The sequence below is a fragment of the Arcticibacter sp. MXS-1 genome (assembly GCF_041902385.1).
In the GTDB taxonomy this organism is placed as follows: domain Bacteria; phylum Bacteroidota; class Bacteroidia; order Sphingobacteriales; family Sphingobacteriaceae; genus Arcticibacter.
The window spans coordinates 4,712,038-4,724,351 of sequence record NZ_CP169244.1; the positions used below are offsets into that span (position 1 = coordinate 4,712,038).

The window sequence follows — 12,314 nt, forward strand, 5'->3', positions numbered from 1 at the left end:
CTCCACCGGCTGAAAACAATGGCGGCAGAGAGAGAGATGGGCGAGCCTCAGGTCTTTGACGCCATGCGACTGGAGGTATTCAGGGTTATCACCATGGGGATCGCCGGTTTTGACGCCCCTGTTGCTCAGAACTCTATGGAAGAAGCAGCGGCAGCGCTTTCGTCGCTCGCATTTCTCTACCGCCTTTACGAGACTCCTCTAAGCAGGAAGGATAAAGCCCTCTTCGCCTCAACGGTAAAGGTGCTGAATAACGGGATCCGCTACCTGAGGACAAACCGCGACTTTAATTCATTCGACAGGATGGCGTTTATTACCCGGTTTGGGAATCCTTCATCAGCCCTGATCTACCGTTCTGCCCGGCTGCTTGGCATGGCTCCGCTATCCTTCAGGCGCCCGCTTCGCTCAGACGCGGAGACACTATTTGAGAGCGAAGCCTTCGACCCCGACTACTATACGGCAAGTATGGACGCCCGCTCAACTAAAGAAAAAGTGGCGCTGGGAAAGAGGCTGTTCTATGATCCTGTACTCTCCGGTAATGGAAAACGCTCTTGTGCAACCTGTCACGACCCCTCGAAGGCTTTTACTGACGGGCTGCCTAAAAGTCCGACGATCAGCGGAAACAGGTTTGTCAGAAGAAACACGCCTACTGTCCTAAACGCTGGACTGCAGTCGGCTCTCTTCTACGACAATCGCGCCACTTATCTGGAGGACCAGGCCACGGATGTGATCTCTAACAAAGACGAGATGCATGGCTCCCTGCCCGATGCAGTAGAACGGCTGAAACGCGATGCAAACTACTCTTCGCTGTTCAAGGCGGCATTTCCAGGCCCGGGCGAACCTGTATCTGACTACCACCTCCGCAACGCAATCGGCAGTTATATTCGCTCTCTGACAAGTCTTAACTCGCCGTTTGACAAGTACGTGAGAGGAGATAAAAGTCAGCTCACGGCCGGTGAAGTACGAGGATTTAACCTGTACATGGGCAAGGCCAAATGCGGAACCTGTCACTTCGCCCCACTGTTCAACGGAAACGTTCCTCCCGACTTTACTGAAACGGAAACTGAGGTGATCGGGGTGCCGCTGTCAGCCTCGTCCGGAAAGATTGACACAGACAAAGGCAAATACGACCTCAGGAAGCTGGAGCTCTACCGGGATGCATTCAGGACGCCGACGGTAAGGAACATTGCGCTGACAGCCCCCTACATGCATAACGGCATTTATAAAACGCTGGAGGAAGTGCTCGACTTCTACAACAAGGGCGGAGGATCAGGACTGGGCATCAGCCTGGCCAACCAAACCCTGCCCTTTGACCATTTACAGCTATCGCCCCGGGAACAAAAGGACATTATTGCCTTTCTGAAGAAACTTAGTGACACGTCGGCTGTCGGGCGGTAAGCACACGTTCGTGGCGCAATTATTGTTGTTAACAGGATATACCGGAGGCCATAATCTGCCTGTCTCCGGCCCCTAAATTTTAACAGTATATGGCATTACAACAAGCAACATTTGGTGCAGGCTGCTTCTGGTGTACGGAAGCCGTCTTCCAGGCCGTACAAGGTGTTTCTAACGTGGTTTCCGGTTATATGGGTGGCGCTTCTCCAAACCCCAGCTACATGGAGGTTTGCAGCGGCGACACAGGACATGCCGAAGTGATCCAACTTGATTTTGATCCAGAGGTGGTTACCTACGAGGAACTGCTGCTCATATTCTTCAAAACGCACAGTCCTACTTCCCTCAACAGACAGGGCAACGACGTTGGCACCCAGTATCGCTCCGTGATTTTTTACCATACCCCCGAACAGAAAGTTGCAGCGGAAAAAATGATTGACGAGTTAACCAGAGAGATGGTTTTTGACAAGCCGATCGTAACGGAGGTATCGCCTGCCACTGATTTCTACCGCGCGGAAAATTACCACCAAAATTACTACAACGAAAACAGTTCAAAGCCGTACTGCATGTTCGTTATCCAGCCCAAGCTGTCCAAGTTTGCAGAAAACTTCAAAGAAAAGATCAAGCCGGAGTTAATGAATTAAAGCTGTTGGAAGCCATTCTCATCACGCAGTGCAGGAGAATGGCAGAGCCTGAACCGGGTTCTCCTGCACGTTGGCTCAGAAGTCATGCTGAGGCAACGTGAAGAAGCAGGAAGAGTGAAAGCAGGTGTGCTTTTCCAATCGCCAGTATCCCTTCGGGAAGATTACGAGGGATGAGGAGCGGGACTTTCGTCTCCGCTGTCTCAGGTTTTAACATTGGGCCAGAGGCTAGAACAAGCCCAGCTGGCCTTTGTCATCTATATCTACATCGTCGGGATTGGTGATCTCAAAATCAACCTCTTTTGCTGGTTTCTTTTCGGTTGCAGCCCTGGCGAGTTCGTCGAGTTCATCAGGCGCGCTTATTTCCTTTTCCGCTTCTGCATCCTTTTTCTCGGCAATAACCGCCTCTTTCAAAGGGGTTTCAGGTACGGGATCAGGCACGTCCTCCTCGTCATCATGCTCAGCAATGAGCTCTACCTTTTTGACATCGTGAGGCGTAAGCTTGTTGCCCTGCGCCTTCATTCCCTTCACATCGATCAAATCCGCAAGGTTCACTTCTGATGATTCAGGAGTTAACGCTTTTCCTTTCAGGACATCCAGCTGCACTACAGGCTGCGCGGCGCCCGATATGATCACCATTTTAGACCCTGGCTCCTCATTAATGATGCTGGTTTGTTTGCCGATGGCCAGGTCATCAAACGTAAAACGCTTCACGTAGTAGTTTTTAGACTTTCCGTCGATGTGCACCACCGTATACACTTTCTCCGGCTCATACTTCTCAATGAGAACCATCTTGTCGTCGAAGTGATTGGTGAGATCAAACGAAGTAAGCTCGTATACTCCCGTTGACAGGACGGTAAGGATCTTGTCGGGCCCGTCAAACTCGCCCAGGTACTTTCCTCTGCCATCCACATTCAGACGTCTTAGCACATCATCAAACCAAATCTTACGTCCGGCAAGAGTTGAAACCCCCTTGCTCTTCAGGGTGATCTTCTTTACCGGATATTTGCTGACAATGTTTCCCATTGAACTGCGGCCCTTAATGGCAATCTCTGCAAAGTCGATATCAAAGTGCAGCTTTTTGAGCTTGGAGTGCGGCTTCAGCTGTACGCTTACTACTTCAGCTTCTCCGTTAGGATTGGCCGTGAAATAAAGGGTCTTAGAGCCCTTTGTTCCTTTGGTTAGGTCGTACTCCTTATCCCGGGTAACACCGAGTACCGAGAACCTTTTGATGTAAGAGGTGCCGCTCTCGCCGTCCTTATAGATCATGTTATAGACAGTACGCTCATCGCCTTTCTTGAACACGGCAACATGGAGAATGCTCTTGCCTACGAAAACCTTATCCTGCATCTTGGTCACCAGAAAGCGTCCGTCTTCTCTGAAGATGATGATCTCATCGAGGTCGGAGCAGTCGCATACGAACTCGTCCTTCTTCAGCCCGCTGCCAATAAAGCCTTCCTCGCGGTTCACATAGAGCTTTACATTGGCCAGAGCCACTTGTGCAGCCTCTACTTTGTCGAAAGTGCGGAGCTCTGTCTTCCGTTCCCTGTCTTTCCCGTACTTCTCCCTGATCTTTTCGAACCAGGCGATGGTATAATCGGTGAGATGCTTAAGGTGGTAAGTCACCTCCTTAATTTCGTCCTCCAGCACCTTCATCTGCTCATCCGCTTTCTTCACATCGAAGCGGGTGATGCTGCTCATCGGCTTGTCGATCAGCTTTTTGTAATCCTCAGGCAGGATGGTGCGGTAAAACTGAGGGAAGAACGGTTCGAACAGGGTATTAAGCACTTGCACCACCGTCTCAAAGTTCCCGGAGTTCTCGTATTCCGGATTCTTATACATCCCCTCCTGTATGAAGATCTTGAGAAGGGAACTGAAAAATATCTTTTCCTTCAGCTCATTCAGCCGGATCTCCAGTTCGCGTTTCAGGAGTTCCCGGGTGTTTTCTGTGTTCTCGATGAGAATGTCGTTCACACTCATGAAGTGCGGCTTATCATCGCGGATTACACAGGTATTTGGTGAAATAGAAACCTCGCAGTCTGTAAAAGCATAGAGGGCGTCAATCGTGACATCAGGAGAGATACCGGGGGCCAGATGAATAATGATCTCCACATCCCTCGCGGTGTTATCCTCGATCTTTTTAATCTTGATCTTTCCTTTGTCGTTGGCTGCGATGATGCTATCAATGAGACTGCCGGTGGTGGTAGAGAAAGGTATTTGAGTGATGGCGAGGGTTTTCTTATCCCGTTCGAGGATCCTTGCACGCACCCTTACCTTCCCTCCGCGCTGCCCTTCGTTGTAATTTGAGCAGTCGGCCATTCCGCCCGTGGGGAAATCGGGCAGAAGGTTGGGTCTGTTGCCTCTCAGAACTTCTATAGAGGCATCTATCAACTCCAGGATGTTATGAGGAAGAATCTTGGTGGCCAGTCCGACGGCGATCCCTTCGGCACCCTGAGCAAGTAAAAGCGGAAACTTCACCGGCAGGGTAACCGGCTCACGGTTACGCCCGTCGTAGCTCGACTGCCACTCCGTGGTATCGGGATTAAAAACAACGTCATTGGCGAATTTAGAAAGCCTGGCCTCAATATAACGGGGTGCAGCGGCCGAATCGCCTGTCTCGGGATTCCCCCAGTTACCCTGGGTGTCGATCAGCAGGTTCTTTTGCCCGATCTGGACCATCGCATCGCCGATAGAAGCATCGCCGTGGGGATGGTATTTCATCGTGTTCCCGATCACGTTAGCGGCTTTATTGAACCGGCCGTCGTCCATTTCCTTCAGGGAATGGAGGATCCTGCGTTGCACGGGCTTCAGTCCGTCGTTTACATGAGGCACAGCACGGTCAAGAATTACGTAAGATGCGTAATCAAGGAACCAGTTTTCGTATAAGCCGTTGATCGGCGTTACATTCTGTAGTTTGTCGTTACTTTCGTTATTCTGAACAGATTCGTCGTTCATCCTTTTCTAATACTCTGCGAGGCGTAAAGATACAAAAAACACTCATGAGCCGCGGTCTCAAACGGAGAGGAAAGTTGATTGAGTGTTCTTCGTGCCCGCTTAAACTTGACGAAGCGATCTCAATAACGGCCATTGGCCGTCAGATATAAGCTGTCAGCAATGCTTTATAAAGCAATTAATCATCTCAATAACACAAATAGACTTTCAAGAAAAACACTCATAAGCTACGCTCACAAACAGGAGATGAAAGCGAATGGACGTTTATCCCCGCCCTCCAGTTTTAACCGCAGTGGTCCATGAAAGCTTGGAAAAGCGACCGAATAAGGTCTATAAAGCAGCCGAACCGCTGGTATTGAAGCTGTTGAAGAATGCTTTCAATAGTCTCAGCAAACCTGGCGGAAGCGACCCTTTAGGCCCTTCGGGCGAGTACTGATGGTCGCGATAAAAGCAACCGACTTGTCGAGAATGAAATCTGCGAACAGCGTTATCAAATCTGGAGAGAAGCAGATTAGCAGTTCTTTCAGATCTTTTGAACTAGGCGCGGGGATCTCATTCCTGCAATAAAAAGGAGATTCCTGATCGCGGTGGAGACAAAACAATTTAAAATAAAAAACCCGGCCAGGGCCGGGTTTTAAAACTATAAAGAGAATCTTTTAGTCGTTCTGACTATTCCTCCGTTTTGTCACTTTTTTCGATCCTGGAGCCTGTGTTTTCTCTTCAGGTACTATGGGAGGCTTAGGAGTGATAACAATCTCTTCGCGTTCCTTGTTAAAATCGACCTCCATCACCACACCGTCAGTAAGCTCCCCTTTCAGGATTTCTTCTGCAACTGGATCTTCGAGGTATTTCTGGATGGCTCGTTTCAACGGACGGGCACCAAATTGAGAATCATAGCCCTTTTCTGCAATAAATTCTTTCGCGTCTTCAGTAAGAACGATGTCGTATCCGAGTGAATTAACTCGTCCAAACAGTGCAGCAAGTTCGATATCAATGATCTTGAAGATGTTCTCTTTGGTAAGAGAGTTGAACACGATCACGTCGTCTATACGGTTGAGGAACTCAGGCGCAAAAGCACGTTTTAACGCGTTCTCAATAACTCCTCTTGAGTGGACATCAGCCTGCATAGCCTTTGCCGAAGTGGTAAAACCAACACCCTGACCGAAGTCCTTCAGCTGGCGTGCACCAATGTTAGAGGTCATGATCACGATGGTGTTGCGGAAATCAACTTTCCTTCCGAGGCTGTCGGTCAGCTGTCCTTCATCCAATACCTGTAACAGGATATTGAATACATCGGGGTGAGCTTTTTCAATCTCATCCAGCAATACCACTGAGTACGGCTTGCGGCGGACCTTTTCGGTCAGCTGTCCGCCTTCTTCGTATCCTACATATCCCGGAGGCGCACCTACCAGACGAGACACGGCAAACTTCTCCATGTACTCGCTCATGTCGATCTGAATAAGCGCATCTTCACTGTCGAACATGAAGCGTGCCAGCTCTTTTGCAAGTTCGGTCTTACCTACGCCCGTAGGTCCAAGGAAGATAAAGGAACCGATCGGTTTCTTTGGATCCTTCAATCCGGCACGTGTACGCTGGATGGCCTTGGTAAGCTTCTTAATGGCATCATCCTGACCGATAATCTTTCCTGCCATCAGTTCTGGCATGGCAAGCAGCTTCTGGCTGTCTGTCTGCCCTACCCGCTGAACAGGAATACCAGTCATCATCGAAACCACCTCTGCCACGTTATCCTCTGTTACTGTATAACGTCTGGTACGTGTTTCAGCTTCCCACGCGCCTTTTGCACGCTCAAGCTCTTCAAGCAGATGTTTTTCTGTGTCTCTCAGTTTAGCAGCTTCCTCATACTTCTGGCTGCGCACTACCTTGTTCTTCTCTACCTTGATCTCTTCGATCTTCTGTTCGATATCGATGATTTCCTGAGGAACATGGATATTGGTAAGGTGTACTCTTGAACCGGCCTCATCCAGGGCATCGATTGCCTTATCCGGGAGAAAGCGGTCGGTGATATACCTTGAAGTCAGCGTAACGCAGGCATTAATGGCCTCAGGAGTGTACGTAACCGCGTGATGCTCTTCGTATTTCTCCTTAATTCTGTTGAGGATCTCGATCGTCTCATCAGGAGTGGCAGGTTCTACCATCACCTTCTGGAAACGACGGTCAAGCGCTCCATCTTTCTCGATATACTGACGATACTCGTCAAGAGTAGTTGCTCCGATGCACTGGATCTCTCCACGGGCAAGAGCAGGTTTAAACATATTGGAGGCATCAAGTGACCCTGATGCACCGCCTGCACCTACGATAGTGTGAATTTCGTCAATGAATAGGATCACGTCAGGTGATTTTTCCAGCTCATTCATCACGGCCTTCATCCTCTCCTCAAACTGTCCGCGATACTTGGTACCGGCAACTAAAGAGGCCAGATCAAGGGTCACGACCCTCTTATTGAAGAGCACTCTGGATACCTTTCTCTGAACGATGCGAAGAGCAAGGCCTTCAGCGATTGCCGATTTACCTACCCCCGGCTCACCGATCAGGATCGGGTTGTTTTTCTTACGACGGGAAAGGATCTGTGACACGCGTTCAATCTCCTTTTCACGTCCGACAATAGGATCGAGTTTGCCGTCTTCAGCTGCCTTTGTAAGATCGCGACCGAAATTGTCAAGAACAGGAGTTTTTGATTTGATGTCAGATACTTTCTTAGGCTGACTGAAGGAAGACTCCTCTTCGCGGAAGTCGTCGTCTCCGGCGGCAGATCCGGGTGCTTCATCGCGGAAGTCGTCACGGTTCTGTTCTACCTCAGCCTTAAAGACATCGTAATTAATATTGTACTGTAACAATATCTGGGAGGCGATATTGTCGTCATCCCGGAGGATGGAAAGCAACAGGTGTTCAGTGCCAATTACATCGCTTTTAAAGATCTTTGCTTCAAGATATGTAATTTTCAAAACCTTCTCTGCCTGCTTGGTAAGGGGGATGTTCCCCAGATTTGCTGTTGTTCCCGCTGTCCCTTTGACCGCATCTTCAATAGAGCGCCGCAAACGTGCTGTATCTACACCCAACGATTTGAGTACCTTGATAGCCATGCCATCTCCTTCGCGGATCAGACCTAACAACAAGTGTTCGGTGCCAATATAATCATGTCCCAGCCGCAATGCCTCTTCCCTGCTGTATGAAATTACGTCTTTGACACGGGGTGAAAATTTAGCTTCCATTTAATAACCTTTCTACGTGTTGAACGTCCTAATGTATTAATTTGTTTCTTAAATAAGCCGGACGGATATGTAATATTTTATCAACAATTAAGCCATTTTTAACGAACGGCCTGCCTGCTACCCTAAGATAATAAAAATTAGATCAAAAGACCCGAAATAGCGATATTAGCGGCCAGATTTCAAGCAATAATGGCAGACGAAAAAATCATCTTTTCAATGGCAGGAGTAAATAAGATTTACCCGCCGCAAAAACAGGTCCTGAAGAATATCTACCTTTCCTTTTTTTACGGAGCCAAAATTGGAGTGATCGGCTTGAACGGATCCGGTAAATCCTCATTACTGAAGATCATCGCCGGTCTCGACAAATCATATCAGGGCGAAGTAGTGTTCTCACCCGGCTATACGGTGGGCTATTTAGCGCAGGAGCCGGAACTTGACCTGAACAAAACAGTCAGGGAAGTAGTAGAAGAGGGAGTGGCTGGCATTACCGCTATTCTGAAGGAATACGAAGAAATAAATGAAAAGTTCGGGCTTCCGGAAGTCTATGAAGATCCGGACGCTATGGATAAGCTGCTTGCCCGCCAGGGAGAGCTGCAGGATAAGATCGACGCTACCGGAGCCTGGGAGCTCGATTCGAAACTCGAGCGGGCAATGGACGCCCTCCGTACCCCTGACCCGGAAGAGAAGATTGCCACCTTGTCAGGAGGAGAACGCAGGAGAGTGGCATTATGTCGCTTACTCCTTCAGGAGCCCGATGTTCTGCTGCTCGATGAGCCCACCAACCACCTTGATGCGGAGTCGATCGACTGGCTGGAGCAGCATTTAAAGCAATATCAGGGAACGGTCATTGCCGTAACGCACGACCGTTACTTCCTGGATAACGTGGCAGGATGGATTCTGGAGCTTGATCGCGGCGAAGGAATTCCATGGAAGGGGAATTACTCCTCCTGGCTGGATCAGAAGTCTAAGCGCCTTGCGCAGGAAGAAAAGAGCGAAAGCAAGAGACAGAAGACCCTGGAACGGGAGCTGGAATGGGTACGTATGGCGCCCAAGGCACGGCATGCCAAATCAAAAGCGCGTCTGGCAAACTACGAAAAGCTTGCTTCTGAAGAAGGAAAAGAGCGCGAAGAAAAACTGGAACTCTTTATCCCTCCGGGACCGCGGCTTGGCAACGTCGTCATTGAGGCTCAGAATGTGAGCAAGGCCTATGGCGACCGCATACTTTTTGAAAACCTCAGTTTCTCACTTCCAAGAGCAGGAATTGTGGGCATTATCGGACCTAACGGAGCCGGAAAAACCACCTTGTTCCGACTGATCACGGGCCAGGAGCAGCCCGACTCAGGGACATTCCAGGTAGGAGAAACCGTGGTGCTGGGATATGCGGACCAGCTGCATAGTGACCTGAATCCTGATAAGTCGGTTTGGGAGAACATAACGGACGGACTGGACAATATCATGCTCGGCAACCGCGCCGTCAATTCACGCGCCTACGTCTCGAAGTTCAATTTCAACGGAGCGGATCAGCAAAAAAAGGTCTCAGTGCTGTCAGGAGGAGAGCGGAATCGCGTGCACCTGGCAATCACACTGAAGAAAGACTCCAATGTGCTGTTGCTCGATGAGCCGACGAACGACATTGACGTAAACACGCTGAGGGCGCTGGAAGAAGGTCTGGAAAACTTTGCAGGCTGTGCAGTGATTATCTCGCACGACCGCTGGTTCCTCGACCGTATCTGTACCCACATCCTGGCATTTGAAGGAGAGTCGCAGGTGTATTTCTTCGAAGGAAATTATTCAGAGTACGAAGAGAATAAGAAAAATAGACTGGGCGATGCCGGTCCGAAACGCATCAGATACAAGAAGCTGTCGGTATAACACGCAGATTGAAAAGCAGGATCGGGCAGTCAGTCCTGCTTTTCAATATTAGCTTCTAACTTCGTCCCGCAGTTGGGGCAGAAATTAGCAGAGGATCGGTCGATCAGAGTTCCGCAGGCAGGACAGGGCTGAGCATCAGCCTGAGTAGCGCGGGCCATCTCCACCGAGACGATGCCAGTAGGGACAGCAATAATTCCATACCCGATTATCATTAAAATGGAAGCCACAAACCGGCCAAGCGGAGTACCGGGAGATACATCCCCGTAACCGACGGTGGTAATGGTTACAATCGCCCAGTAAATGCTCTCGGGTATGCTGTTAAATCCGTGCTCCTCCCCTCTATCACATACATCATGGTGCCTACAATGGTTACCAGGGTGACCACAGCGGAAAGGAAGACCGTAATTTTGTACATACTTGCCTTCAAAGCTTTGCCGAGCACGTTGCCTTCATAGAGGTAACGGGTAAGCTTTAAGATACGGAATACCCGAAGCAAGCGGATAGCTCTCAGGACAATGAAATACTGGCCGCCCTGCAGGAGCAGGGCAAAGTATCCCGGTAAAAGGGCAACCAGGTCGACAAGGCCGTAAAAGCTGAATACATAATGCCTGGTGTTTCTGGAGCTGTACACCCTCAGAATATATTCGATCGTGAAAAGGAAGGTAAAGACCCACTCAAGCAACCGAATCTCATGGTGATAAACCTTACGGAAGCTCTCGACACTCTCCATAAACACCAGAAGGATGCTCAGAATGATCAGCCAAAGGAGGAGGATATCAAATAGTTTCCCGGCCCTGGTGTCTGACCGGAAAACCACTATGTAAACTTTGTTCTTAATATTACTCCATCTGCTGGCCATTAAATGCTATACATTTGCCACCCTGAAAGGTTTTATATCGACCGTTTCCCAGACACGCTCATTAATATAGGGTTCATTGTCGAGCCAGCTCTTCAGCTCGTCTTCTGTCTCGAACTGAACGACCATGGAAGATCCGGCCATCTTTCCGGTATCGTCAAGAAAAGCACCAGCAACAATGAGGTTATTGTTGGCTTTTAACTTTCGCGCACCTTCCAGGTGTTCTTCGCGCACAGCCATTCTTCTTTCAAGGGCCTGTTCATCGGTAAAATCGGTTCCGGTAATCAAATATTGAGTCATAATTAGTAGTACTAGGTGAAATTTTTAAATGAAACTAAGGTAGGGAATATTGCGACAATTAAGATCAAATGATCTGTTCCTCGTACGCTACTTTTCCTTTCTTTAGTTTACCTGTGGTATCCAGAGACCAGGCCGAGAGGTAAACCGAGCCGTCGGTTTCGAACCTGAGTTTGAAAAACCCCTTGCATTTGGCGCCATAGTGCAGGTGCTTCCCGGACTGCACCACGTATTTCACCTTTGAGCCGGAGCCACTGACGATAAAGTGATTGTTGTTTTTAGCGATATACTGAAGATTATGTTCATGACCTGCAGCGTAGATGAGTCCCGGATATTTACCCAAAATCTCCTTTAACTTGGCTCTCAGCCGCCTGTACCGGGGATGAGCCATATCTTCGCGGGCGCCCAGAAATTTGCGGTACAAAGGTAGCAGGGAACCGAGCCCGGGCAATGGAATCCAGGCGTCCTTATCGTAAATGGTGAGCGGAAAGATGTGATGCTTCAGCTTAAAACGTCCCCCATGGATGGCATAGCTATAAACAGGATGATGCCCGACCACCAAAACCCGCTTGTGCTTATTTTCTTCCAGGACCTGTTCAAGATGCTCAAAGAATTCCTCTTCTGACGACACCCGGCAGCCATACTGGGCGCCTATAGGCCTGAGTCCTTTTTGCATCCACCACTGAGTGTCAATGGCGACGATTGTTATATTTTCGCCGATGCTGATTTCAACAGGGCCCGGGCATCCGTTAGAAGGTAAAAAGACATTCTTCCCCTCAAAGAGCTTCTGGATATACTTTTCCTGCCGCATCACATACTCGTAGCCATCACTCCTGCCCTTATTCCAGTCGTGATTGCCCGCTATAAACACCACCTTTCCATGGTAATCCTTCAGCGCTTCATAATGTTGCTTCAGTGTGTTCTCAGCATTCCTGCGGAGGATATTACCTTCGGGGGGAGGCCGCGGGGATAAATATTATCGCCAAGAAAGATCACTGCAGACGGCTGCTGGGGATCAAAGTGCGCACATAACATTTGTAAGACAGGATCCGGGCGGGAAGTGGAGATATCTCCGGT

The 12,314-nt window shown here is 49.2% G+C and carries 8 protein-coding genes and 1 pseudogene; 3 read left to right on the forward strand and 6 right to left on the reverse strand.

The features are described 5' to 3' along the window. Nucleotides 1-18 precede the first annotated feature (18 nt). Together ACES2C_RS20325 and msrA are read left to right on the forward strand one after the other, a co-directional pair. Entirely contained in the window at nt 19-1,395 is a 1,377-nt protein-coding gene (locus ACES2C_RS20325) for a cytochrome-c peroxidase (RefSeq protein WP_374164881.1), read from the forward strand. Nucleotides 1,396-1,484: 89 nt separating this feature from the next. Then, the gene (gene msrA / locus ACES2C_RS20330) at nt 1,485-2,033 is read left to right on the forward strand and encodes a peptide-methionine (S)-S-oxide reductase MsrA (protein ID WP_374164882.1); all 549 of its coding nucleotides are present in this window, start codon (nt 1,485-1,487) and stop codon (nt 2,031-2,033) included. A gap of 225 nt (nt 2,034-2,258) precedes the next feature. On the opposite strand, the gene ACES2C_RS20335 is transcribed toward msrA, so the two are convergent. Both ACES2C_RS20335 and ACES2C_RS20340 read right to left on the reverse strand, forming a co-directional pair. Then, complete coding sequence (locus ACES2C_RS20335) at nt 2,259-4,985, reverse strand: DNA gyrase/topoisomerase IV subunit A (protein ID WP_374164883.1); 2,727 nt, start codon at nt 4,983-4,985, stop codon at nt 2,259-2,261. Between the two features lie 653 nt (nt 4,986-5,638). Then, complete coding sequence (locus ACES2C_RS20340) at nt 5,639-8,212, reverse strand: ATP-dependent Clp protease ATP-binding subunit (RefSeq protein WP_374164884.1); 2,574 nt, start codon at nt 8,210-8,212, stop codon at nt 5,639-5,641. 189 nt (nt 8,213-8,401) lie between these two features. Between ACES2C_RS20340 and ettA the strand changes: the two genes are divergently transcribed. Then, nucleotides 8,402-10,084: an energy-dependent translational throttle protein EttA gene (gene ettA, locus ACES2C_RS20345; RefSeq protein WP_374164885.1), complete on the forward strand. Its 1,683-nt coding sequence runs from the start codon at nt 8,402-8,404 to the stop codon at nt 10,082-10,084. 29 nt (nt 10,085-10,113) lie between these two features. On the opposite strand, the gene ACES2C_RS20350 is transcribed toward ettA, so the two are convergent. The 4 genes and pseudogenes from ACES2C_RS20350 to ACES2C_RS20365 form a co-directional block, all read right to left on the reverse strand. Beyond that, the gene (locus ACES2C_RS20350; protein WP_374166997.1) at nt 10,114-10,296 is read right to left on the reverse strand and encodes a zinc ribbon domain-containing protein; all 183 of its coding nucleotides are present in this window, start codon (nt 10,294-10,296) and stop codon (nt 10,114-10,116) included. Next, nucleotides 10,285-10,943, reverse strand: a pseudogene (locus ACES2C_RS20355) (ion transporter); the annotation flags it as partial. The gene ACES2C_RS20350 and the pseudogene ACES2C_RS20355, both read right to left, overlap by 12 nt. Nucleotides 10,944-10,949: 6 nt before the next feature. Beyond that, on the reverse strand, nt 10,950-11,240 hold the full coding sequence (locus tag ACES2C_RS20360; RefSeq protein WP_374164886.1) for a YciI family protein: 291 nt from the start codon (nt 11,238-11,240) through the stop codon (nt 10,950-10,952). Nucleotides 11,241-11,304: 64 nt separating this feature from the next. Next, a complete protein-coding gene (locus tag ACES2C_RS20365) occupies nt 11,305-12,111 on the reverse strand; it encodes a metallophosphoesterase (RefSeq protein WP_374164887.1) in 807 nt (268 codons plus the stop codon). Nucleotides 12,112-12,314 lie beyond the last annotated feature (203 nt).

What these genes read in the sequence shown, in the direction of transcription:
- ACES2C_RS20350 (WP_374166997.1), bottom strand. Translation starts at nt 10,296, where the DNA reads ATGATAATCGGGTATGGAATTATTGCTGTCCCTACTGGCATCGTCTCG.
- ACES2C_RS20340 (WP_374164884.1), bottom strand. Translation starts at nt 8,212, where the DNA reads ATGGAAGCTAAATTTTCACCCCGTGTCAAAGACGTAATTTCATACAGC.
- ettA (WP_374164885.1), top strand. Translation starts at nt 8,402, where the DNA reads ATGGCAGACGAAAAAATCATCTTTTCAATGGCAGGAGTAAATAAGATT.
- msrA (WP_374164882.1), top strand. Translation starts at nt 1,485, where the DNA reads ATGGCATTACAACAAGCAACATTTGGTGCAGGCTGCTTCTGGTGTACG.
- ACES2C_RS20325 (WP_374164881.1), top strand. Translation starts at nt 19, where the DNA reads ATGGCGGCAGAGAGAGAGATGGGCGAGCCTCAGGTCTTTGACGCCATG.
- ACES2C_RS20335 (WP_374164883.1), bottom strand. Translation starts at nt 4,985, where the DNA reads ATGAACGACGAATCTGTTCAGAATAACGAAAGTAACGACAAACTACAG.
- ACES2C_RS20360 (WP_374164886.1), bottom strand. Translation starts at nt 11,240, where the DNA reads ATGACTCAATATTTGATTACCGGAACCGATTTTACCGATGAACAGGCC.